Below are 23638 nucleotides of genomic sequence, written 5' to 3' on the forward strand. Positions count from 1 at the left end.
GCTCATTCGAAGCGGCTGGAGTCGTCGCGATCGTGCTGGTAGCGCCGGTTGAGCGGAAACCGGGGCAGCCACCCTTCGCGACGCACGGTCCAGCATTCGTAGGTCGGTGCCAGTTGGTCGGGTGCATCCAGGGCGCCGAGATGCACCTCGATTTCATCGGCGAGGCGGGAAAAAACCGACGAGCCACAGCGCGGGCAGAAATGCCGTCCGGCATATTCGGCCGTCTCGCCCTCGACGGTTACCGCATCCTGCGGGAACACCGCAGCTGCGTAGAACAAAGCACCATGATGCTTGCGGCAGTCTAGGCAGTGGCAGATCCCGACCCGATAGGGCTGCCCCGCCGTCACGATCCGCAGGTTGCCGCACAGGCAGCCCCCAGTTAATGAATTCACGTTCGGCGTCCTCTAATTCAACGAAGGAAGCAGCGAGCCCAGACTATCGATCACTGAACCGCAGGCTCGACCGCCCGAGAAGCGTAGTCGCCTCTCGGCTGCCGCACTAAAGGAGCGCGTAGCCCAGGCCTCAGCTTCGCTTGCGCCCCTGACCGGCGAAACGCTGGATGTCATGGGTTGGGCCCGAAACGATCAGCAGATCACCCGGCAGCACCTGGGTGCTGGGCGTCGCATGCTGAAAATCCTCATTGGCGCGCTTGAGGCCCACGACGGTCACGCCGAACTTCTCGCGCACCCCGGCTGCGGCGAGCGTCGCGTTATGAACGCGTTCCGGCGCATGGATCTTGGCGATGGCGAAACCGTCGTCGAACTCGATGAAATCCACCATCCGCCCGGAGATCAGATGGGCGACCCGCTCGCCCATGTCCGCCTCGGGATAGACCACATGGTGCGCGCCGATCCGCGTCGCGATCTGCCCGTGCTCGGCCGTCAGCGCCTTGACCCAGATGTCTTTGATGCCCAGCTCGGTCAGCGCCATGATGGTCATCAGGCTTGCCGCCATGTCGGAGCCGATGCCGACGATCGCGTGGGGAAAATCGGCGACGCCGAGCTGCCGCAGCGCCATGACATTGGTGGAATCGGCCTGCACCGCATGGGTCAGCAGGTCGGCCCAGGTGTGCACCGGCTCCGCCGCCTGATCGATACCCATCACGTCATGGCCCAGACGCGTCAATGAGCGCGCCACCGAACTGCCGAACCGCCCCAGCCCGATGACCACCACGCTGTCGCCTTTAGAGAACGAAAACTGCTCTGAAAACAACAATTTAGCCAACAATTGGGTGTTCCTCCGGATAGCGGTATGGCATGCGGTGCTCGCCCAGTGCGAGGGAAGCGGCCAGCGTGATGGTGCCGACCCGACCGACATACATCAGTAGGGTCAGCATGAGCTGACTAGTTTCCGGCAGGTCCGCGGTAATGCCGGTGGACAGGCCGACCGTGCCGAATGCCGAAATGACTTCGAAGATGACCTGATCGGTCGGGATATCGGTGTCGCGCAGGATGACCAGCGTACCCAGCACCACCAGCGCGCTACCCAGCACGAGCACGGTGATGGCCTGGCGCTGCGCCGAACTGCCAACCCGACGGCCGAACACCTCGACGTCGGGCCGGCCGCGAATCTCGGCGATCACCATCAGCGCCAGGATGGCCACTGTTCCGACCTTGACCCCGCCCGCGGTACCGGCACTGCCACCGCCAATGAACATCAGAAAATAGTGCAGCGCCCAGCTCTCGTGGGTCAGCGCGCCGATGTCGATGGCATTGAAGCCGGCTGTACGCGCCGAGACGGAAACGAAGGCCGCCGAGAGCATCTTGTCCGCCCAGGCCATCGGGCCGAGCGTGCCCGGGTTGGACCACTCGAACAGCAACACGGCCAGGAAGCCGCCTGCCAGCAATACCCCAGTCCCGGACAGCGTCAGCTTGGTGTGCAGCGACCAATGCCGCGGATCGGTCCACTTGCTGCGCAGATCGTAGAGCACCGGAAAGCCTATCCCGCCGATCACGATGGCGCTCATCACCGGTGTCAGGACCAGCGCATCGGTGGCATAGCGGACCAGACCGTCGCCGTGAATAGAGAACCCGGCATTGTTGAATGCCGACACCGCGTGGAACAGCCCGCTCCAGGCTGCATCGCCCCAGGCGAGGCCGTGGGTCAGGTGCAAGCGCAGGGTGAGCAGCAGCATCACCGCCAGCTCCATCACCAGCGTCACCACCAGAACAAGCTTTGCCACACTGGTGATGTCACCCAGCCCCAGCACGTGGGATTCGGCCTGGGCGATCAGCTTGGTTCGCAGGTGAAACGAGCGGTTGACCAGCAACCCGAGCAGCGTGGCCAGGGTCATCATGCCGAAACCGCCGAGCTGGAACAGCAGCATGATCACCACCTGGCCGAAGGTCGACCAATAGGTGCCGGTGTCGACCACCACCAGACCGGTAACGCTGACCGCCGACACGGCGGTGAAGAAGGCAGTGATCCACGGCGCCGACTCACCCTGGGCTTGGGCAGCGGGCAATGACAGCAACGCTGTACCGCAGAGAATGGCGAAGAGAAAAACGAGCGAGACAACCCTGCCTGGGTGCAGCAGTGATTTCATTCGACCCACACTGACGGATCCGAAGAGTGAGAACCGCCGGAATCGGCGGCCCTGAAAGCAGGCCGAGAGGCTAGGCGCATTGCCCGGATACTTCAACTAGCGAGGAAAAAAAGAGAACGCGATTCAAGCGCCTAGTCTTTCATCATCTCGAGCACCCGGGCCGCGAGGACATCTATCGCGAAAGGCTTGGTCAGCACCTGCATGCCAGCGCCGAGCGAGCTGTTGCCCAACGCGGCGCTCTCGGCATAACCGGTGATGAACAGCGTCTTCAGGCCGGGGCGCACCTGGCGACCGGCGTCGGCCATCTGCCGGCCGTTCATCCCACCGGGCAAGCCGACATCGGTGATCAGCAGGTCGATGCTCACATCCGACTGCAGCAGCTTCAGCCCGGCCACGCTGTCCGATGCTTCGATAAGCGTGTAACCGAGGTCGCCCAGCACATCCATCAGCAGCAGGCGCACGGTCGGCTCGTCGTCGACGATCAGAATGGTGCCGCAGGCGCCCGCGAGTGCGGTCGCGGAGTTGGTCTGTGCGGACGTGCCGGTCCCGGCATTGCCGTGATAACGCGGCAGGTAGATGCACATCGAGGTTCCGCGACCGACATCGGAATCGATACGCACCTGCCCGCCGGACTGTTTAGCGAATCCGTAGATCATCGAAAGCCCCAACCCGGTGCCTTCGCCAATCGGTTTGGTGGTGAAGAACGGGTCGAACGCTTTTGCAATCACGCTGGGCGTCATGCCGGTCCCTGTATCGGTGACGGACAGCGACAGATAGTCGCCGGCGGGCAGGTCATAGGCCTGCGCCGTCTCCGGGTCGAGCACGCGGTTGGCGGTCTCGATGGTGATCCGACCGCCGTCGGGCATCGCGTCGCGCGAGTTGATGCAGAGATTGAGGATCGCGTTCTCCAGCTGACTGGCATCGACCGACGCCGGCCAGAGGTCGGGCGCGCTTATGGTTTCGAGCAGGATGCTCGGCCCCACCGTGCGCTGGATCAGCTCGGTCATGCCCTCCATCAGCAGGTTGACGTCCACCGGCCGCGGGTCGAGGGTCTGGCGGCGGGAAAAGGCGAGCAGCCGATGGGTCAGCGCCGCGGCACGCCTGGCGGCGCCCTGCGCAGCCGACATGTACTTGTCGATATCGTCCAGCCGCCCCTGGGAAATCCGCAGATTCATCAATTCCAGCGCGCCGCTGATACCGGCCAGCAGGTTGTTGAAGTCATGGGCAAGACCGCCAGTCAGTTGGCCGACCGCTTCCATCTTCTGCGACTGGCGCAATTTCTCCTCGGCCTGGATCAGCTCCGCCGTCCGCTCGGCCACACGCTGTTCCAGCGTGTCATTAAGCGCGCGCAGTGCAGCGGTGGCACGATCCCGCTCCGCCTCGATGGAGCGTCGGTCCTCAACGTCGATCAAGACGCCGGGAAAGCTCAGCGGCGTGCCGTCCTCGGCATGATCGACGCGCCCGTTGGCCTCAAGCCAGTAGAACCTTCCATCAGCGCGGCGCACACGGTACTGGTGCGCATAGGCACCACCGCGGGCGATGACTTCTTCGATCGCTGCGATCAGTCCGTCCCGGTCCTCAGGGTGCACCGTTGCGATGATCTGCTCGAGGCTAAGCCCTTCGCGACCGAGAGCGAGGTCGAGGCCGAAGGCGCTCGCAAACCCCTCATCCACGGTGAAACGGTCGGTCGGCAGATGCCAGTTCCAGGTACCGATGATCGCGCCCGCCGCCAGGGCCAGCTGGACGCGCTGCACGTTCTCGCGGGCGAGGGCTTCGCTGATCCGAAGCCGCTCTTCGGCGTTTCTGCGCTCGGTGACGTCGTTGAAGAGAATGGCGATTCGCCGCTCGGCGGGATCGCCGACGCGGACGGCGCGAACGTCGAACCAGCGTTCGAACGCTTCGGCATAGTTCTCGAAATTGGCAGGCTCACCGGTCTTGGCGACGTGGCCATAGGCTTCGAACCAGAACTGCTCCAGGTCCGGCGCGAACTCGGTGACCCATTTGCCGCGCAGGTCTACGCCGGCCTGGCGCTCGAACGCAGGATTGGCCTCGAGGAAGCAGTAATCCACGGGATTGTCGTCGGCATCGAACTTGACCTGAACAATGGCGAATGCCGCCTCGATGGTCTCCAGAATGGTGCTGAAGCGTTCCTCACTCTGGCGCAAGGCCGCCTCGGCGGCGCGCATGCGCGTCAGGTCGAGCATCGCGCCAATCATCCGCACGGCCTGGCCGTGAACGTCACGAATCACATGACCGCGGTCGAGGATATCCGCGTAGGACCCATCCAGACGGCGAAAGCGGTACTCGTCGGTCCAGGTCACCTCGCTGCCATCGATGACCGCATGGATCGACCGGTGAATACGTGCACGGTCATCCGGATGGATATGCGCCAGCCACCAGTCACCAGAGCTGTCGACGTTTGCCAGCGGATGGCCGTACGCCTGCTCCAGCGCGTCATTCCACAGCACGTGATTACTGAGCAGATCCCAGTCCCAGACCGCATCGTTGGTCGCCTTCGCGGCCAGCCGATAACGCACCTGGGTGTCTTCCATGGCGAGGCCCGCAAGGTGCTCGCTGGTGCGGTCACGCAGGATTTTCATGAAGCCGAGGTGTGCACCGTTTTCGTCATGGATCGGCGAGAGTTCGCCCGCTGCCCAGAACTGCTGACCGTCCTTGCGCAGGTGCCATCGCTCGTCCAGAGCGCGGCCCTCACGTAGCGCGCTCTGCATCTCTTCGCCAAGCCAGTCGCAGGCCCGATCGGCCGGCGTGAAGAACCGCTCGGCGCTTTGCCCGCGCATCTCCTCTGCGGTCCAGCCCATCACCTGCTCGGCGCCGGCATTCCAGTCGGTGATGATGCCAGCGGTGTCGGTCAGGATGATGGCGAAGTCGATCGCGCTCTCGAATATCGCGCGCTGTCGTGCCTCGCTGCCAGCCAGTGCCAGGAGGCTGGCTTTCAGCGTTTCGGGGAGATATTTGGAGGCACCCAACTGTGCGGGTGTCGGGCGCTGACGATGCTGCTCGCGGGCGGGCTGACTATCACGGTGAACTTGAGATAGGGCCGGATCCGGATCGATTCCAGCCAGATCCAGAACCGTGCGCAGGCGCGCCACCTCAGCCACCAGCTCCTCTCGGGTCAGATTTTCCAGAGCTATTTCCACTATGCATCGTGATGAATGGGCGGGCGGTAATTCCGCAGCGTGCTGCAGGTCATAAAAGCAGAAACCGCCAGGCTTTGCACCCGCAGGTGTTAAGCGGTGGCCAAGAACAATCGGTTTGGCTTGCCTGATTCTGGCGCCCCAGGCGCATGGGACTTCGACGCATCCTGGCGCTATAGGGACGGTTACCGCACGCGAAGCAGCCGCCACTTGGCACTGAATCGATTTGATACAAAGCGGTCCAAAATGCGGGCTCTGTTACGGATTGCCTTCCAGCTATGCTCGCGCACCCGCCAGACGCGGGATCGTCATCACTCACGCTAGAGATCCATATGGAATCGCTTATCCAGCTCTTCTCCGAACCCACCACCTGGGTTGCCCTGGCAACCTTGATCGCCATGGAGGTGGTGCTCGGCATCGACAACCTGATCTTCATTTCGATTCTGACGAACAAGCTTCCGGAGCATCAGCGTGAGCGCGCGAGGCGCATCGGCATCAGCCTGGCGCTGGTCCTGAGACTGGGCCTGCTCGGCACGGTGGCCTGGATCGTTCAGCTCACCGAGCCGGTCATCGAACTGTTCGGCAACGCGTTTTCCTGGAAGGACATGATCCTGATCGCCGGCGGCCTGTTCCTGCTCTGGAAGGCCACCAAGGAGATTCACCACAGTGTCGACCCGACACCGGGCGGCGACATGTTCGAAGGCAAGCAGCTCGACAATGCCGTCACGATGGGCTTCAGCGCCGCGATTGCGCAGATATTGCTGCTCGACCTGGTGTTCTCGGTGGACAGCATCATCACTGCGGTGGGTATGACCGATCACGTCGCGATCATGGTCATTGCGGTGGTCGTCGCGGTAACCGTGATGCTCCTGGCGGCGAATCCGCTGGCCAAATTCATCAACGAGAACCCGACCGTCGTGATGCTCGCGCTCGGCTTCCTGCTGATGATCGGCATGACCCTCATCGCCGAGGGCTTCGGTGCCCACGTACCAAAGGGCTACGTGTATGCCGCGATGGCATTCTCCGCCGGGGTCGAGGTGTTGAACATGATGGCGCGTCGCGCACGGCAGAAGCAGCTCGGTACCGCTCAGGAACCGAAATAAGCTGACGGCGGGGCCTGCTTCAGCGGACCGAGGTCACGCTGGCGCAGGCCCACCTGCACCAGGTTCAATCACCATTCCGGCCTAGAGACCGGCTCGGTCTCGCACCGCCCCACCCCGCGGCTTTAGCCGCTTGCGGCTGGCATCGACTGCAGTTGCCCAGCTCGCCGCCCCTCATCGCCAGCATTGTCAGCCCGAAAAAAACCGCCTGAACTTTCGCCAGGGAGGACGGTCAGTCAGCTGATGCACCCGCGGAGCATCTTCATTTTCGTGCCGTTTGCACGTCGGGCTCCGACCTGTGGCTGCCACCGCGTCCGGCCACTAAAAGCGGTGCTTTTCGCTGCGGCTGGCCCAGAGTCTCGCGTGCCAGATGCAGTCGACCTCACCACCCCACGCTTGGGTCCTATTCTTCCAATAACGCGAACTTTTCATGTCCATATCTCTTCATCTTTTTGCCTTGCTCTCCCGGTTCAGCTTTTCCCAGCCGCGCCAAGTCATCGGCGCCAGTCTGTTCGGCGCCCTGCTCATTGCAGGGCCTGTGGATGCCCAGGAATCGTCCGATAACGCGCGCTGGGTCAGCGACAGCCTGAACACCTACGTGCGCAGCGGCCCCACGGACGGCTATCGCATCGTCGGCACGCTGACCTCGGGGCAGAAGGTCGAGCTGATCAGCACTCAGGGCGATTACAGCCAGGTACGCTCGGAGTCCGGCAGCAACGTCTGGATACCCAGCAAGGAACTGCAGGACGTTCCCGGCCAGGCCGAGCGCCTGCCGCAGCTCGAACAGCAAGTCGCAGAACTGAGCGAGGAACTCAAGACCATCGACGAAAGCTGGCAGGTCCGCGTGCAGGGCATGCAGGAAACCCTGGACTCGCGCAAAGCCCTGATCGACGAACTCGACGCCCGCCGCATCGCCCTCGAGGCGGAGCTGACCGAAGCACAGTCCGAACTGCGTACGACCCAGGCGCGGCTCGGCGACGAGAACAAGCAGGTGCTCATGCAGTACATGGTCTATGGCGGCAGCATCGCCGGTGCTGGGCTGCTGGTGGGTCTGATCCTGCCAATGCTCACCCGCGGCCGTAAGCGTAACGATCGCTGGTTCTGACGATAAACGGCCCGGCCGAAAGGAACACAATCGCCGCTCGTCCCGGTGCTGATGGGCATTCGCGGGGTGGTTACCGGTTGCCAATACCTGCTCTTCAGGACCGGGCCGTCAAGCCGAACTCAGATATGAATCACGCCCCATTCCGGCGCTCCATGCGCCGGATTTCAGAAGTATGTCGAGGCACCCCACCGCCTCCGCTTCAAGGCTCGTGCTTGAGCCGCTCCGTTCGTCAAACCGCCATCGCTTAAGCCGTGCGGGCGAACTATGCTTGCCGTAGAGCACTGCTAGGAAGCCAGGCACACATGGGCGCAGTATGGCGGTCCGACAATACATCCCAGGATGGGCGTAACAAGCGCGCCCCTTCCCCGAAATCATCCCGCACATCAGCTAAAGGCCGTCGCAAGACGGCACGCCGATTGGCGCTGCTCGTCGGCATTTCGCTGCTGGCAGGCGGTGGCTATCTCGGTTGGCAGGAGCTGGACAGCGCCCGGTGGCAATCGCACTGGTTAAGCCGCTATGCGGCCGATCTGGATTACGCGGTCAAACCCGGGCCGAGCCCACGCATTCAGTTCCCCGAGGACGGTCCGTTCGACCGCCGCCTGGGCTACGTCGATCTGCCGCGCTTCATTCAACAGCTGTCACAGCGCAACTTCAGGATCGAGGAGCAGGCACGCTTCTCGCGGGCACTGCTGGATTACACCCACCGCGGATTCTTTCCGCCCTACCCCGAGGATTCCCAGGCCGGGTTGACCATCAACGACTGCCGCGGCGTGCCGATCTACACCAACAGCTATCCACGCCAGTATTACGAGCGCTTCGAGGACATCCCACCGCTGGTGGTGATGAGCCTGTTGTTCATCGAGGACCGTGGCCTGCTGGACGCCAGCCGCCCCCACGCCAACCCGGCGGTGGACTGGCCGCGCTTCACCAAGGCGGCGATCAGCCAGCTGGAGAAGCGCCTTGGCCTCAGCGGCCAGGCCGCCGGCGGTAGCACCCTGGCCACCCAGGTCGAAAAGTATCGGCATTCGCCCGAAGGCCGCACCGGCGATCCGCAGGAAAAGATCCGGCAGATGATCTCCGCCAGCGTGCGTACCTATCGCGAGGGTCCGCAAACCCTGGCCACCCGTCAGCGCATCGTGCGCGACTACCTCAACAGCGTGCCGCTCTCGGCGGCGCCCGGACACGGTGAAGTGCATGGCATCGCCGATGGCTTGCGACTGTGGTTCGGCGCCGACTTCCGTGAAGTCAATCGCCTGCTCGATCCACGCAGCGCCGACGAAGTCGATCCGCAGGCGCGCGGTCTGGCGCTGCGTCAGGTGCTGTCGCTGCTGATCGCACAGCGGCGTCCGTCGTACTACCTGGGTGCCGGCCGCGAGGAAATGGCAACGCTGACCGACAGTCACATCCGCCTGCTGGCCAACGGCGGCATCATCGATGCCGGCCTGCGCGACGCAGCGCTGGGCCAGCGCGTCCTAGGACAAAGCCCGAGCCGCGACTCGGCGATCCGGCAGGTGGACGCCACCAAGGGCATCACCGTCGCGCGCATGCGCCTGGCCGGGCTGCTCGGCTTGCCCCTGTATGACCTGGATCGCCTGGACCTCACCGCCAGCACGCCGCTGCAGGGTGATCTGCAGGCACAGATCAGCGAGTACCTGGTGCGCCTGGCCGATCCCGCTTTCGCCGAAACGGTCGGGCTGTTCGGTGATCGCATGCTGTCCCCGGAGAAGACCGCCGCCGTGCGTTACAGCTTCACGCTGTTCGAGCGCGGCGAGGAAGGCTTCCAGGTGCGGGTGCAGACCGACAACACCAACCAGCCGTTCGACATCAACGAGGGCAGCAAGCTGGAGCTGGGCTCGACCGCCAAGCTGCGCGTGCTGACCACCTATCTTGAGGTTATCGCCGAGCTGCACCAGCGCTACTCGGGCCTCACCCCGGGCGAGCTGCGCAAGATCGACGCCAAGGCCAATCTCAGCCGCTGGGCCATCGATTACCTGGCCACGCACAGCGACCGCAGCCTGGAGCGCATGCTCGACGCGGCCCTGGATCGGCGCTACTCGGCCAGCCCCGCCGAACGCTTCTTCACCGGCGCCGGCATGCATCGCTTCGGCAACTTCCGCCGTGAAGACGACGGGCGTATCCCCACCGTACGCGAATCGCTGCGCGAATCGATCAATCTGCCCTTCGTACGGCTGATGCGTGATCTGGTGAGCTACAGCACCTACGAAACCATCAACAGTGCCGAGCTGCTTGGGGACGACAAGGACCCGCGCCGCCAGGAATACCTGACCCGCTTCGCCGATCGCGAGGGCTCGGTATTCCTGCAACGTTTCTGGAAGAAGTACCGCAACAAGAGCGCTGAGCAGCGCATCGAAACCTTCCTGCAGGGCATGCGGCCGACACCGGTGCGCCTGGCGGCCGTGCATCGCTACCTGATGCCGGATGCCGAGCGGCCGGTCTTCGACAGCTTTCTCAAGCAGCATCTGCCGGATGCCGATCTCAACGACAAGAAGCTGGATGCGCTCTACACCCGCTATGGCCCCGGCGCCTACAGCCTGCCCGATCAGGCCTACATCGCCCGCACGCACCCGCTGGACCTCTGGTTGCTCGGCTACCTGATCGCCCACCCGCAGGCAACGCTCTCCGAAGTGGTCGCCGACAGCCGCGCGCAGCGCCAGGAAGTCTATGGCTGGCTGTTCCGCAGCCGGCACAAGAGCGCGCGAGACAGCCGGATTCGCATCATGCTGGAAGTCGAGGCCTTCACCGACATCCATCGCCGCTGGCAGCGGCTGGGCTATCCGTTCGACAACCTGGTGCCTTCGCTGGCGACCGCGCTGGGTAGTTCCGGTGATCGACCGGCCGCGCTGGCCGAGCTGATGGGCATCATCCTCAACGACGGCGTCCGCCTGCCCAGCGTGCGCATCGACAACCTGCACTTCGCTCAGGGCACGCCCTATGAAACCCGCATGGGCCTGGTCGCCGGGACCGGCAAGCGGGTGATGCCGGTAGAAGTGGCCCGCGCGCTGCAGGATGCGCTGGCCAATGTCGTCGAAGGCGGTACTGCGCGGCGCCTGCAAGGCAGTTTCGTGCAGCAGGACGGCAGCGCTTTGCGAATGGGCGGCAAGACGGGCACCGGTGACAACCGCATCCAGAGCGTCGGCGCTGGCGGCCGGCTGATCAGCTCGCTGGCGCTGAACCGCACCGCCACCTTCGTCTTCTATCTCGGACCCAATCACTTCGGCACGCTGACGGCCTATGTACCGGGACGCGCCGCCGACAGCTTCCGCTTTACCTCGGCGCTGCCCGTGCAGACGCTCAAGGGCATGGCGCCCATCCTCCAGCCTTACCTGCAAGGCCAGAACACGCTGTGCCGACCGGAAAACCTGCCGGCACTGACCAGCGGCATGCTTTCGGCCGAAAAGTGATCCCCAAAACGCCCGCATCGGTGCTCTTCCCGGCGCCGATTTCGGCGCACGCACCGGCAAAAACTGGACGTAATCCGAATTCGTTTGCGACGCTTCGCCTGATTGCCTGTCGAATATCCCGGTCCTGGAACCAATCTGGAGTGCACACCTGATTGCCGAACTGATCGGCCATAACGGGAAACGTCATGATCGAAGGGATACTGCTGCTCACCACGGGACTCTTTGTGCTCGTCACACTCCTGCCGCTGTGGCGGCATCGCGCCTGGTGGGTGCGCGTATGGGAGTTTCCGCGCCTGCAACTCGGCGCGCTGCTGGTCGCCCTGCTCGTCGCTCAAGGCATGCTGCTCGACTACAGCCAGCCGTGGCATTACCTGATCTCTGCCTTGGCCGGCGCCTGTCTGGCCTACCAGCTCGCATGGGTCGTGCCCTACACACGCCCCTGGCGCAACGAGGTGCGCCGGGCGGAGGCAGATGCCGCAGGGCCGCGCATCCGGGTGATGTCATCCAATGTGCTGGGGCCGAACCGACAGTCCGATCGGCTGCTGGCGCTGGTTCGCGAGTATCGCCCGGACGTTCTGGTCACGCTCGAATCGGACCAGTGGTGGGAAACGCAGCTCGAGCAACTCGCCGAGCAATACCCGCACAGCATCCGCTGCCCGCTGGACAACCTCTACGGCATGCATGTGTTTTCACGTCTGCCGCTGGAAGAGCCGGAGCTGTGCTTTCTGGTGGAAGACGACGTGCCCTCCATGCATGCTCGGGTGCGCGTAAGCGACGAGCTCGCGGTGCGCATGCACTTCCTGCATCCAGCGCCGCCCAGCCCGACCGAGAACGAGGAATCCACCGAGCGCGACGCCGAGCTGCTGGTGGTCGCCAGGAGCATCCAGGACAGCGATGACCCGATCATCGTCAGCGGTGACCTCAATGATGTCGCCTGGTCGCCCACCACGCGCCTGTTCCGCAAGATCAGCGGGCTGCTCGATCCGCGTGTGGGCCGCGGCATGTACAACACCTTCCATGCCCATCACTGGTTTCTGCGCTGGCCGCTGGATCACTTCTTTCACAGCGCGCATTTCCGCTTCATCCGCATGCTGCGGCTGCCTGATATCGGCTCCGACCATTTCCCGGTGTTCATCGAGTTGCAGTACGACCCCAAGCACACTGAAGAACAACATGGCCTCGAAGCCGACCGCGAGGACGAACAGGAGGCCGAGGAAACCATCGACGAGGAGCCCGTCACCCCGGGCGAGGTGCCGCAGCCTGCGGCCGGCCCGCGACGCTGAGCCGCCGTCCATCAGCCGCGGCGGTCGGCCTATGCTGGAAAACACCGTGCGCCCAGTTCAGACGAGAGAGCCCGCATGACGCCTGCATCCGAACGCCCCGCCATCACCCCGGAAACCCTGCGCCAGCTCGCTTTTGACCAGTCCATCCGCTGGACCAGCCAGAACGATGACCTGTGGCAGCTGATCGATAACGACCTGTGGCAGCTCACCCGCAATCCCAGCCTGGTGCTCAGCACGGTGCCGCTGCAGAAGCTGGAAGCACTGCTGCAGCGCGCTGAATGCCATCGTCTGGTGGAGGGCATCGTCCAAGCTCAGCAGGCACGCCTGGAGCGGGCGACCTGGTTCGCCAGTCAAAGTCACGGTGACCAGAGTTACAGCGAACAACTCGCGCGAGTCGCCTATTTCTCCATGGAGTACATGCTCAGCGAGGCGCTGCCCATCTACTCCGGCGGTCTCGGCAATGTCGCCGGCGACCAGCTCAAGGCCGCCAACGACCTCGGCGTGCCGATAACCGCGGTCGGCATGCTCTGGCAGCACGGCTATTTTCGCCAGAGCATCGGCCCGGATGGGCGCCAGCAGGCGCTCTACCCGGTCAATGACACCCGGCAGATGCCCATCGAGCCGCTGCTCGACGCCAGCGGAACAGCATTGCGTTTCGCGATCCAGCTGCCCGGCGTGCAGATCTGGCTGCGCGGCTGGCAGGCCAGGGTCGGCCGCCACCGCCTGCTCCTGCTGGACACCAACGACCCAGCCAACCCGCCCATCGCGCGACTGATCACCAGCGAACTCTACGGCGGCGACAACGAAATGCGTCTGCGCCAGGAGCTGGTGCTGGGCATCGGCGGCTGGCGGCTGCTCGAAGCCGCCGGGCTGCAGGCCGATGTGCTTCACCTGAACGACGGCCACGCCGCCTTCGCCGTCCTGGAACGCGCCCGCAGTTACATGGCCAGGGAGCGCGTGTCGTTCGAAGTCGCCCTCCACGCAACCCGCGCGGGCAATCTGTTCACGACCCATACGCCCGTCGAAGCCGGCTTCGACCGCTTCCCGCCGGAGCTGCTGAGCAAATACCTGGAGCGCTATGCCGAGTACGAACTGGGCATCCCGCTGCAGGCGCTGCTGGCCATGGGACGCAAGCATGTGCACGACCCACACGAGCCATTCAACATGGCCTACCTGGCAACGCGCGGGGCCGGGGCGGTCAACGCCGTCAGCCAGCTGCATGGCCGCACCAGCCGCTACATCTTCCGCGAGCTTTATCCACGCTGGCCGCTCGAGTCGGTGCCGGTCGGTCATGTCACCAATGGCATCCACCTGCCGACCTGGGTATCGCCAGACGCCGAAGCCCACTGGTATGAGCTGCATGGCGATGAGATTCCCTGGCGCGGCACCGACCAAGCTTCCGTGGACGATCTTCTGGCGCAAGTCGATGACCGATGGCTGTGGCAGATCCGCCAGCATGCCCGTGGCGAACTGCTCAGCTTCGTACGCAGCCACCTGGCTCGCAGCCTCGCGGTGCACGGCGCCTCGCCTTCGGAGATCGAGTTCGCCGGCTCGCACCTGCATCCGCAACGGCTGACGCTCGGCTTTGCCCGGCGCTTCGCCGCCTACAAGCGCCCCAACCTGCTGCTGCAGGACCCGGAGCGGCTGGCGCGCCTCCTCACCCATCGCGATTACCCGGTGCAGCTGCTGGTTGCCGGCAAGGCGCACCCCGCCGATCGCGCCGGCCAGGCGCTGCTCAGCGAATGGCAGCAGTTCGCCGCGCGCCCCGATATTGCCGGCCACGTGGTTTTTCTCGAGGACTACGACATGCGTATTGCCCGGCACATGGTGCAGGGCGTGGATGTCTGGCTGAATACTCCCCGCCGCCCGTGGGAAGCCAGTGGCACCAGCGGCATGAAGGTCCTGGCCAACGGCGGGCTGAATCTTTCACAGCTCGACGGCTGGTGGGCCGAAGCCTATGCCGCCGACCTCGGCTGGGCGGTCGGCGACGGCCTGGAACATGAACCCGAGCACGATGCCGCGGACGCCGAACAGCTGTATCGGCTACTCGAAGAGCAAGTCGTGCCCTGCTTCTACCAGCGCGACCAGCAGGACATCCCCACCGCCTGGGTGAAACGCATGCGCCGCAGCATGAGTGCTCTGGTGGAACGCTTTTCCGCCGACCGGACGGTGCGTGAATACACCGAGCGCTATTACCTGCCGCTGTCCGGCCGCTACCGACAGCGCTGCGCGGATGGTTCTGCGTTGGCCAGCGAGATGTCGCGCCGAATCACCAACCTGCGCAGTTACTGGCACGAACTGGCCTTCGAACAACTTGAGTGGCGGCGCGAGGGCGATGCCCAGCACATTGCGGCTCGCCTGCACCTCGGCCGAATCGAACCGGAGCAGATCGCCGTGCAGCTGTTCGCCGAATCGCAGGGAGCGGAGCCGGCCAATGTCCACACGTTGCAACTCCAGCACCACGAAGGCTCATACGCCAGCTACCGGACTGAGCTGAGCACCCAGCGCCCTGAGGCCGACTACACGGCTCGGGTCGTACCCAGCCCCGCGCTGGGCCTGGCGGTGCCGTTGGAGCTGCCGCTCATTCTCTGGCAGCGATGAAGTGCTGCTCAGGTGCGCGCATCATGCGTCCGAGACCAAGCGATACCCGACTCCGGGCTCGGTCACGATAAAGCGCGGCGCAGCCGGATCGTCGCCAAGCTTGCGCCGCAGATGCCCGATGACGACACGTAGATAGTGACTGTCGCCTCCGTGGGACGGCCCCCAGATTTCTTTCAGTAAATGCTGTTGTGTCACCACCCGACCAGCGTGACGGGCCAGCTCCGCTAGCACCGCATACTCCTTGCGGGTCAGGCTCACGGCCTGGTCGTCCAGACTGACCCGTCTGAACGCGAAGTCTATACACAAGGCACCTGCAACCACCTGGGCTGCCGTGCTCGCAGGAACCGTGGATTGACGCAACAGCCCGCGCACCCGGGCGAGGAATTCCTGAATACCGAATGGCTTGGTGACGTAGTCATTCGCGCCAGCATCGAGCGCCCTGACCTTTTCCGCCTCATTGGAGCGTACCGACAGCACAATCACCGGCACCTGGCTCCAACCGCGCAGCTCGCTCAACACGACCTGGCCGTCCATGTCAGGCAGGCCAAGGTCCAGCACAACCAGATCCGGCCGCTCGAGCGCCGCACGGGTCAGACCATCGCGGCCATCGACGCCCTCGACCACCCGATAGCCTTGCGAGACAAGGCTGATGCGAAGGAATTTCCGGATCTGCGGCTCGTCGTCGATGATCAGAACACTTGCCGATTCGCCACTCACGAAAGACCGTCCTCCATTTCCGGCTGCGGCGATAGCGGCAGTTCCAGGATCACACTTGCGCCTCGGCCATTGAGCCCATCATCAACCAGTACGCGCCCGCCATGAGCGCCGATCATGCCCTGGCAGATGGCGAGCCCCAGTCCGGTGCCCGGACCGCCCCGGTCTCCCCGTGCAGCGGTGTAGAACATGTCGAAGATTTTCTCTCGCTCCGCTTCGGGAATGCCCGGCCCCTCGTCCCTGACGATGAAGCGCAACGCGTTGGGGACCGCTGAAACTGCCACTTCCACGGACCCTCCCGGCGAGGAAAATCGCGCAGCATTTTCCAGCACGTTGACCAGCGCCTGTTCGATCAGCGCCGCGTGGACGTACAGCAGCGGCAGCCGGTCGGGAATCCGAAGCACGACCTGGAAACCAGCCAGGACTCGCTGCAGGCGTTGCAGGGCACTAGCGACAATATCGGCCGGCGTCACCCAGTCGCGAATCAGCTTGAGACCGCCATGGCCCAGCCGTGTCATATCCAGCAGGTTCTGGATATAGCGATCCAGCCGCTCCGCTTCGTCCCGCGTGGTATCCAGAAGCTCCTGCCGGTCAGTCTCACTCATGCCCGCCCACAGACTGGCCAGGCAGTCGATGGACCCACGCATGGCGGTCAGCGGTGTGCGCAAATCGTGCGAAACGGAAGCCAGCAAGGCACTGCGCAGCTCTTCGTTCTGGCCATGCAGCCGGGCCGCTTCCAGTTCATCGGCGAGGGTCGCACGACCCAGCGCCTGGGCAAGCGGCTGGGCCAGGGCGGTTATCAGCCGACGTTTCGGCGGCGGCAGCTGCGTACCGGCGAGTGGATGAATGCCCAGCAAGCCCAGCGACTGCCCATCTCCGCTGAGCGGCAGCCACCACCACTGTCCGCCAGGTAGGGTATCGGTCCCCCTCCCCGCGGGCTGCCCATGTTTCCAGGCCCACTCGGCCGCTGCCAACGCCTGGTCGTTCAGCAGATCAGGCAGAGCACCGCCCTTGAACGACCACTCGGCCCTCTTCGTCCGCATAGCCACCACAGCCTCGATATCCGGCAACAACTGCAGCTGGTGAACTGCAACGGCACAGACCGCCTGTACATCCGTCGCAGCGCTGAGTCGCCGGGAAAGGTCGAGCAGCGCCGTGGTCTGCGCTTGAGCCTGACGCAGCGACTGCAGCTGGCGGCGCTGGCGACTGGCGAGATTGCCGGCCAGGACTGCCATCAACAGAAAGAACAACAGCGTCAGCACATCTTCCTGACGCGCCACGATAAAGGTGAAGGTCGGCGGGATGAACAGAAAGTCGTAGAAAAGAAACGAAAATCCCGCGCACGCCAGCGCCGGGCCAAGGCTACTGCGCACAGCCACGACCAGCACCGCTGCGAGGAAAACCAGAGAGATGTTGGGTAGCGCGAGGTAGCGCGACAGCACCAGCGCGGCCCCGGTCGCCACCAGGGTCGCCAGCAGCGCCAGCAGGTAGTTGCGCCAGTCCGCCGACCGTTTCGCCTCGCCGATCCTGCGCGAGGGCGTGCGCTGCTGGTCGAGAATACTGACTTCCAGCCCCTGACCTGCCGCGATGAGCTGCTCTGCGACCGAACGCATGAACACCCGTTTCAGGCCCCGTCGTGCGCCGCTACGCCCGACCAGGAGCAACGTAGCGCGGCGCTCGTATGCGTGGTCGATCAGTGTTCGCGCCACCCGTTCCCCGCGCAGCTCCACCACCTCGCCGCCCAGCCGCTCTGCCAGCTGTTGAGCCGCTTGCAGATGAGCGAGCTCTGTTTCGCCGCGATTCGCCCCGGTGTTCACATACACGACCGACCACGGCAGGTGCCTGCGCTCCGCAACGCGCGCGGCATGCCGGACCAGCCCTTCGGCAGCATCGTTACCGTGGATACCGACCAGCAGGCGACCACGAACGGCCGGCGCCGACTGACCCTGCAAGCGGTAACGCCGGTTCAGCTCGGCATCGACCCGCGCGGCGGCAGTCTGCATAGCCAGCTCACGCAAGGCCGTCAGGTTGGTCTGCGTGAAGAATGCATCGATGGCCGCCCTGGCCTGATCGGGCACGTAAACCTTGCCTTCGCGCAAGCGTTCCAGCAGTTCGCGCGGCGGCAGGTCGATCAGCAGGATGTCGTCCGCTTCCTGCAGGATCCAGTCGGGCATGGTTTCCCGCACCTGTATGCCGGTGATCGCACGGACCTGATCGTTCAGGCTTTCCAGATGCTGGACATTGACCGTGGTGTAGACGTCGATGCCTGCTTCGAGCAGTTCCAGTACATCCTGCCAACGTTTGCTGTGGCGACTGCCAGGCGCGTTGCTATGGGCCAGTTCATCCACCAGCACCACACGCGGCCGCGCCGCCAGCAGCCCGTCGAGGTCCATCTCGGCCAGGGTGATGCCGCGATACTCACTGCGGATCAGCGGCTGCTCGGGCAGGCCAACGAGCATCGCTTCGGTTTCAGCCCTGCCGTGGGTTTCGACCACACCCACACGCAGGTCGCACCCAAGCCGTTTTTGGCGCTGTGCGGCCTGCAGCATCGCATAGGTCTTGCCGACCCCGGGCGCGGCTCCGAGGAAAACCTTGAGACGCCCACGGCCTTCCCTTGGAACATCGTCGAGCAGCGCATCCGCGCGCAGGGCATCGCTCATTCAGGTCACTCGCTGGGGGCAGGCAAGCGATTGTCAGCCAATGCAAGATTCAGAGCCAGCACGTTTACTACGGCGGGCCCCACCAGAGGGGCTTCCAGGTGCTCGAGCAGCAAGCGCTCCACACGCTCGGGCTGGATGCCCCGAGCGGCCGCCACCAGTGACGCCTGGAAGCGGGCGGCAGCCAGCGTCAGATGCGGGTCGAGCCCACTGGCCGAAGTCGTCACCAACTCCATGGGCACCGGCTTCGTAGGACTGCCAGCCCATTCGATTACCCGCGCACGGACCTGATTCGCCAGTTCCGGGTTGCTGGGTGCCAGGTTACTGGCACCGCTGGCCACCGTCTCATAGTCCCCCGCCGAGGGACGCGGATGGAACCACTGCGCGCCATCGAAACGCTGGGCCAACAGGCTGCTGCCACGCACCTGGCCGCTGGCATCACGAACCAGGCTGCCGTTGGCCTGTTCGGCAAAGGCGAGCTGCGCCACAGCCGTGACCAGCAGCGGATAAGCGCCCCCTGTGATCAGGGTCATCAGGACCAGCAGGACGAACGCCGGACGAATTTGTTTGAGCATCATTTCATCTCCAGAAGCCGCGCCAGGGCACGGCGGGATTCAGACCAGACCTGTCGCGGTCAGGAGCAGATCGATCAGCTTGATCCCAACGAACGGTGCCAGCAGCCCGCCCAGTCCGTAGATCAACAGGTTGCGCCGTAGCAGGCTGGCTGCGTCGGCCGCCTTGATGCGTACGCCACGCAGCGCCAGCGGGATCAGGACGACGATGATCAGAGCGTTGAATATGATCGCCGACAGGATTGCGCTCTCCGGGCTGTGCAGCTGCATCAGGTTCAGTGCAGAGAGCTGCGGATAGATGCCGATGAACAATGCCGGCAGGATGGCGAAGTACTTCGCCACGTCGTTGGCGATCGAAAAGGTCGTCAGCGCGCCCCGTGTCACCAGCAGCTGCTTGCCCACCTGAACCACGTCGAGCAGCTTGGTCGGATCCGAGTCGAGATCGACCAGATTCGCCGCCTCCCGCGCAGCCTGGGTGCCGTCGTTCATTGCCATGCCGACATCGGCCTGCGCCAGCGCTGGCGCATCGTTGGCGCCATCGCCGCACATGGCGACCATCTTGCCCTCGGCCTGCTCCTGACGAATGCGCTGCAATTTCTTCTGCGGCGTCGCTTCGGCAATCAGGTCGTCGACCCCAGCCTCGGCTGCAATCGCGGCTGCGGTCAGCGGGTTGTCCCCGGTAACCATCACCGTACGTATGCCCAGCTGGCGCAGCTCGGCGAAGCGCTCGCGTATGCCGGGTTTCACGACATCCTTGAGGTGGATGGCGCCCAACAAATGGTCATCGGCGCATACCAGCAAAGGCGTGCCACCACTCTGAGCGATCTTTTCCACCTCACGTGCCAGTACCGGCGGAACCTGCTCGCGCGTCATGCCGAGATGGTCAAGCACAGCGTCTACCGCGCCCTTGCGATAGCGGCGACCCTGATGATCGGCACCGGATAAACGTGTTTCGGCGCTGAATGGAATATTGCTGACGTTCTGTGTGGACGGCTCTGCCATGGGCGACAGGGCACGCAGGTATTCAACGATGGATTTGCCTTCGGCCGTATCGTCCGCCAGCGAAGAGAGCAATGCCGCATACGACAGCTCGGTGGTAGAAATGCCGGGTGCCTTCACCATCGCGCTGCAGCGCCGGTTGCCGAAAGTGATGGTGCCGGTCTTGTCCAATAACAGCACCTGGACGTCGCCCGCCGCCTCCACTGCCCGGCCCGATTTGGCGATCACATTGAGCCGCACCAGACGATCCATGCCGGCGATGCCGATCGCCGACAACAGCCCGCCGATCGTCGTCGGAATCAATGTCACCAGCAGCGCGACCAGAAAGACCAGTGGCAGATCGCCACCAGCGAAGCGGGCGAATGGCTGCAGCGTGGCAACCACCACGAGAAAGATCAGCGTCAGCCCGATCAACAGGACGTCCAGCGCGACCTCATTGGGCGTTTTCTGCCGCTTGGCTCCCTCGACCAGGGCGATCATTCGATCCAGTGTGGATTCGCCCGGATCGCTGCTGATCCGCACCAGCAGCCAATCGGACACTACGCGGGTATTGCCCGTGACGGCCGAGCGATCCCCTCCCGACTCGCGGATCACCGGTGCAGACTCCCCGGTGATCGCCGCCTCGTTGACGGCCGCGATGCCTTCGATGACTTCGCCATCGCCGGGAATAAGTTCGCCGACCTCGACTCTTACCACATCACCGCGACGCAGGCTGCTCGCCGCCACCTGGCGGTAATTGCCATCGTCATCTCGCAGTCGCGCCTCGAGTCCCTGCACGCCTGCCTTGAGGCTATCCGCCCGTGCCTTGCCGCGCCCTTCGGCAAGCGCTTCGGCAAAGTTGGCAAATAGCACGGTGAACCACAGCCATAGCGCTATCTGTATTGCCACCGGGCGACCGACCGCAGCATCTGGCAGGAAACACAGCAATGTGGTCGCTACAGCGGCGAGCTCGACCACCAGCATCACCGGAGATCGGGCGAGCCGGCGTGGGTCTAGCTTGACCAGGGCCTGCAACAGCGCCGGCTTGCACAGCGCAGCAAAGGATGTAGCAGGTTGTTGCTCGGCACTTTCGAGTGCCGTTTGACGGACGTTCATCATGACGCTCCTCAGAAGCCTTGCAGCAGGACGAAGTGTTCGGCGAGCGGGCCGAGCGCGAGGGCCGGCAGGAATGTCAGACCGCCGACCAGGAGGATCACCAGGGTCAACAGCGTCACGAACAGCGGTCCGTGGGTGGGGAAGCTGTTGGCATCGAGCGGTGCGCGGTTCTTCGCCGCCAAACTGCCGGCAATCGCCAGCACCGGCAGGATGAAGCCGAAGCGCCCCAGCAGCATGGCGAGCGCGATCATCAGGTTGTGATAGGTCGTGCCGGCGCCAAAGCCGGCGAAGGCCGAGCCGTTATTGCCGGTACCCGATGTGTAGGCATACAGGATCTGGCTCAGCCCATGAGGGCCAGGATTGGTGATCGAGGCAGCGGGTCCCGGCAAGCTCACACCGAGCGCAGCCAGCACCAGCACACCCACCGGCATCACCAGCAGAGACGCCACCAGCAAGCGGACCTCGCGCGCTTCGAGCTTCTTGCCCAGGTACTCGGGTGTGCGTCCGATCATCAGGCCCGCCAGGAATACCGTGACCAGCACGAACAGCAGCATGCCGTACAAGCCTGCACCGACACCGCCGAACACGATCTCGCCAAGCATCATGTTGAACATCGGCACCATGCCGCCAAGGGGGCTGAAACTGTCATGCATGGCATTGACCGAGCCGTTCGAAGCCGCGCTGGTCACGGTGGCCCATAGCGCCGAGGCAGCAATGCCCAGACGGCTTTCCTTGCCCTCCAGCGGCCCCGTCTGTTCCACGGCAATACCGACAAACGCAGGGTTGGGTTGATGCTCGGCGAGCAGGGTCGTGCCCAGACCGAGTGAGAACAGCACCAGCATGCAGGCCAGAATCGCCCTGCTCTGCCGAAGGTCGCGTACGTAGTGGCCAAACATGAATACCAGTGCGGCTGGCAGCAGCAGGATCGAAGCCACCTCGAGGAGGTTGCTCCAGGCTGTCGGGTTCTCGAACGGGTGCGCCGAATTGACACCGAAGAAGCCGCCGCCGTTGGTGCCCAGCTGTTTGATCGCGATCTGGCTGGCTGCCGGCCCCAGTGGAATGCTCTGCTCGCCGCCCTGCAGCGTCACCACCGGGACGTATTCCGCCAGGCTTTGTGGCACGCCCTGCCACACCAGCAGCAGCGCAAGGATCAGGCTGAACGGCAACAGTCCGTAAAGTACCGCGCGGGTCATATCGACCCAGAAATTGCCGACTGCACCCGCGTTGCGGCGCGACAGTGCGCGGCAGAACACCACCAGCACCGCGAGACCGACCGCCGGGCTGACGAAGTTCTGCACACCCAGACCCAGCATCTGGCTGAAGTAGCTGAGCTGCGCCTCACCGCTATAGGCCTGCCAGTTGGTGTTGGTGACAAAGCTCACCGCGGTGTTCAGCGCCAGGTGCCATTCGAGCCCGGGCAGCTCCTGCGGATTCAGCGGGAGCTGCCCTTGCAGCATCAGCATTGCAAGCAAACCCAGGAGGCTGAACGCAGTTAGTCCGAGCAGTGCCAGGCAGTAGCTCATCCAGTTCTGTTCGCCTTCCTGATCAATACCGGCAATGCGATAACACAGCCGCTCGACCGGCTGGAATACAGGCGTCAGCCAGGTACGTTCGCCCTCCATTGCACGGTACAGATAGCGGCCAAGCCAGGGTGCTGGCGCCAGCACGAGGATGAAGAACGCCGCGATCAGCCAGTAGTCGTTGGCGTGCATGCGGCCTCCTAACTACGTTCGGCGCGCAACAGCGCAGCCAGCAGATAGAGGAAAAGAAGGATGGCCAGGCCCAGTGCGAGCCCGTCGAGGATAGTCATGGGTAATGCTCCGTATGACGCGTCAATGCGTGTACGGAGTCTCGAGGCAGGCGGCGTAAAGATTCGATTGTGTTACCGGTCAGGCGGCGTAAAAAAACCGTAAATTCTGACGTTGGTCTTGCGCGGCCCCTGCGACCGGAACGCTACCCGCACGCCGCAGTCATCTATAAACCACCCGCATAGAGGATGCCGCGTCATGATCAAGCAAATGTTCGACAAAACCGCCCCACAGAACGTCCACGGCTGGGAGCGCGCCGCGTCGCTGGCGGGCGGCCTGGTGATGATGGGCAAGGGGCTACGCCGTGGCGGATTGATCGGGATCGCCGAGCTGGCCATGGGCGGTATGGCGCTGGCTCGTGGTATCAGCGGTCGCTGCGAGGCCAAGCGCATGCTCGCGGAGATGGAAAGCAAGCCGGCGCTGCCGAGCCAGCGCTACAGCCATATGCCGATGGATTCCGAAGTGCACAGTTCGGACTTCACCGATACCAGCGTACAAATGCCGGACTCCACCCCCATGGGCAACGAAAGCCGCACCACGCCGCGCGTCTGATCGACCGGGCAGCGCCTCGATGATGCGCTG

The 23638-nt window shown here is 64.1% G+C and carries 16 protein-coding genes; 6 read left to right on the top strand and 10 right to left on the bottom strand.

Annotation, left to right across the window (positions count from 1 at the left end; all coding sequences use genetic code 11):
• Positions 1 to 2 precede the first annotated feature (2 nt).
• The 4 genes from LLJ08_RS11590 to LLJ08_RS11605 all read right to left on the bottom strand — a co-directional run bounded on the left by LLJ08_RS11590 (position 3) and on the right by LLJ08_RS11605 (position 5703).
• Positions 3 to 392 carry a GFA family protein gene (locus LLJ08_RS11590; protein WP_179484280.1) on the bottom strand — a complete coding sequence of 130 codons (390 nt, stop codon included), beginning with the start codon at positions 390 to 392 and terminating at the stop codon, positions 3 to 5.
• A gap of 130 nt (positions 393 to 522) precedes the next feature.
• Positions 523 to 1227, bottom strand: coding sequence for a potassium channel family protein (locus LLJ08_RS11595; protein ID WP_031297088.1), 705 nt, complete (start codon positions 1225 to 1227; stop codon positions 523 to 525).
• Positions 1217 to 2545: a TrkH family potassium uptake protein gene (locus tag LLJ08_RS11600; protein ID WP_228207075.1), complete on the bottom strand. Its 1329-nt coding sequence runs from the start codon at positions 2543 to 2545 to the stop codon at positions 1217 to 1219. The genes LLJ08_RS11595 and LLJ08_RS11600 overlap by 11 nt, the downstream gene beginning before the upstream one ends.
• Positions 2546 to 2676: 131 nt before the next feature.
• Complete coding sequence (locus LLJ08_RS11605) at positions 2677 to 5703, bottom strand: PAS domain-containing hybrid sensor histidine kinase/response regulator (RefSeq protein WP_419585756.1); 3027 nt, start codon at positions 5701 to 5703, stop codon at positions 2677 to 2679.
• Between the two features lie 329 nt (positions 5704 to 6032).
• Between LLJ08_RS11605 and LLJ08_RS11610 the strand changes: the two genes are divergently transcribed.
• The 5 genes from LLJ08_RS11610 to glgP all read left to right on the top strand — a co-directional run bounded on the left by LLJ08_RS11610 (position 6033) and on the right by glgP (position 15211).
• A complete protein-coding gene (locus tag LLJ08_RS11610) occupies positions 6033 to 6803 on the top strand; it encodes a TerC family protein (RefSeq protein WP_023443694.1) in 771 nt (256 codons plus the stop codon).
• Between the two features lie 427 nt (positions 6804 to 7230).
• Positions 7231 to 7905, top strand: coding sequence for a TIGR04211 family SH3 domain-containing protein (locus LLJ08_RS11615; protein WP_041014050.1), 675 nt, complete (start codon positions 7231 to 7233; stop codon positions 7903 to 7905).
• 302 nt (positions 7906 to 8207) lie between these two features.
• A complete protein-coding gene (locus LLJ08_RS11620) occupies positions 8208 to 11327 on the top strand; it encodes a transglycosylase domain-containing protein (RefSeq protein WP_228207076.1) in 3120 nt (1039 codons plus the stop codon).
• A gap of 185 nt (positions 11328 to 11512) precedes the next feature.
• Positions 11513 to 12610, top strand: a complete 1098-nt coding sequence (locus tag LLJ08_RS11625) for an endonuclease/exonuclease/phosphatase family protein (RefSeq protein WP_228207077.1) — start codon at positions 11513 to 11515, stop codon at positions 12608 to 12610.
• A 75-nt stretch (positions 12611 to 12685) separates the two neighbouring features.
• Entirely contained in the window at positions 12686 to 15211 is a 2526-nt protein-coding gene (gene glgP / locus LLJ08_RS11630; protein ID WP_228207078.1) for an alpha-glucan family phosphorylase, read from the top strand.
• Positions 15212 to 15232: 21 nt separating this feature from the next.
• Here glgP and LLJ08_RS11635 read toward each other — a convergent pair whose 3' ends face one another.
• From LLJ08_RS11635 to LLJ08_RS11660, 6 genes are read right to left on the bottom strand one after another with little or no spacing between them, the layout of a single operon-like run.
• Complete coding sequence (locus LLJ08_RS11635) at positions 15233 to 15928, bottom strand: response regulator (RefSeq protein WP_228207079.1); 696 nt, start codon at positions 15926 to 15928, stop codon at positions 15233 to 15235.
• Positions 15925 to 18585, bottom strand: coding sequence for a sensor histidine kinase (locus tag LLJ08_RS11640; protein ID WP_228207080.1), 2661 nt, complete (start codon positions 18583 to 18585; stop codon positions 15925 to 15927). The genes LLJ08_RS11635 and LLJ08_RS11640 overlap by 4 nt, the downstream gene beginning before the upstream one ends.
• A 5-nt stretch (positions 18586 to 18590) precedes the next feature.
• Entirely contained in the window at positions 18591 to 19157 is a 567-nt protein-coding gene (gene kdpC / locus LLJ08_RS11645; RefSeq protein WP_228208934.1) for a potassium-transporting ATPase subunit KdpC, read from the bottom strand.
• 39 nt (positions 19158 to 19196) lie between these two features.
• Positions 19197 to 21251 (bottom strand): potassium-transporting ATPase subunit KdpB, encoded by a 2055-nt coding sequence (kdpB, locus tag LLJ08_RS11650; RefSeq protein ID WP_376780495.1) that lies wholly within the window; start codon positions 21249 to 21251, stop codon positions 19197 to 19199.
• Positions 21252 to 21259: 8 nt separating this feature from the next.
• Positions 21260 to 22960, bottom strand: a complete 1701-nt coding sequence (gene kdpA / locus LLJ08_RS11655; protein ID WP_042923905.1) for a potassium-transporting ATPase subunit KdpA — start codon at positions 22958 to 22960, stop codon at positions 21260 to 21262.
• 8 nt (positions 22961 to 22968) lie between these two features.
• A complete protein-coding gene (locus LLJ08_RS11660; RefSeq protein WP_080695083.1) occupies positions 22969 to 23058 on the bottom strand; it encodes a potassium-transporting ATPase subunit F in 90 nt (29 codons plus the stop codon).
• 196 nt (positions 23059 to 23254) lie between these two features.
• Between LLJ08_RS11660 and LLJ08_RS11665 the strand changes: the two genes are divergently transcribed.
• A complete protein-coding gene (locus tag LLJ08_RS11665; RefSeq protein WP_003300491.1) occupies positions 23255 to 23608 on the top strand; it encodes a YgaP family membrane protein in 354 nt (117 codons plus the stop codon).
• Positions 23609 to 23638 lie beyond the last annotated feature (30 nt).

Source organism: Stutzerimonas chloritidismutans, assembly GCF_020783375.1.
Classification (GTDB): Bacteria; Pseudomonadota; Gammaproteobacteria; order Pseudomonadales; family Pseudomonadaceae; genus Stutzerimonas; species Stutzerimonas kunmingensis.

Excerpts from the sequence above, each read along its gene's own strand:
- LLJ08_RS11615 (WP_041014050.1), top strand. The coding sequence starts at position 7,231 with ATGTCCATATCTCTTCATCTTTTTGCCTTGCTCTCCCGGTTCAGCTTT.
- glgP (WP_228207078.1), top strand. The coding sequence starts at position 12,686 with ATGACGCCTGCATCCGAACGCCCCGCCATCACCCCGGAAACCCTGCGC.
- kdpA (WP_042923905.1), bottom strand. The coding sequence starts at position 22,960 with ATGCACGCCAACGACTACTGGCTGATCGCGGCGTTCTTCATCCTCGTG.
- LLJ08_RS11665 (WP_003300491.1), top strand. The coding sequence starts at position 23,255 with ATGATCAAGCAAATGTTCGACAAAACCGCCCCACAGAACGTCCACGGC.
- LLJ08_RS11660 (WP_080695083.1), bottom strand. The coding sequence starts at position 23,058 with ATGACTATCCTCGACGGGCTCGCACTGGGCCTGGCCATCCTTCTTTTC.
- LLJ08_RS11625 (WP_228207077.1), top strand. The coding sequence starts at position 11,513 with ATGATCGAAGGGATACTGCTGCTCACCACGGGACTCTTTGTGCTCGTC.
- LLJ08_RS11620 (WP_228207076.1), top strand. The coding sequence starts at position 8,208 with ATGGGCGCAGTATGGCGGTCCGACAATACATCCCAGGATGGGCGTAAC.
- LLJ08_RS11600 (WP_228207075.1), bottom strand. The coding sequence starts at position 2,545 with ATGAAATCACTGCTGCACCCAGGCAGGGTTGTCTCGCTCGTTTTTCTC.
- kdpB (WP_376780495.1), bottom strand. The coding sequence starts at position 21,251 with ATGATGAACGTCCGTCAAACGGCACTCGAAAGTGCCGAGCAACAACCT.
- kdpC (WP_228208934.1), bottom strand. The coding sequence starts at position 19,157 with ATGCTCAAACAAATTCGTCCGGCGTTCGTCCTGCTGGTCCTGATGACC.
- LLJ08_RS11610 (WP_023443694.1), top strand. The coding sequence starts at position 6,033 with ATGGAATCGCTTATCCAGCTCTTCTCCGAACCCACCACCTGGGTTGCC.
- LLJ08_RS11640 (WP_228207080.1), bottom strand. The coding sequence starts at position 18,585 with ATGAGCGATGCCCTGCGCGCGGATGCGCTGCTCGACGATGTTCCAAGG.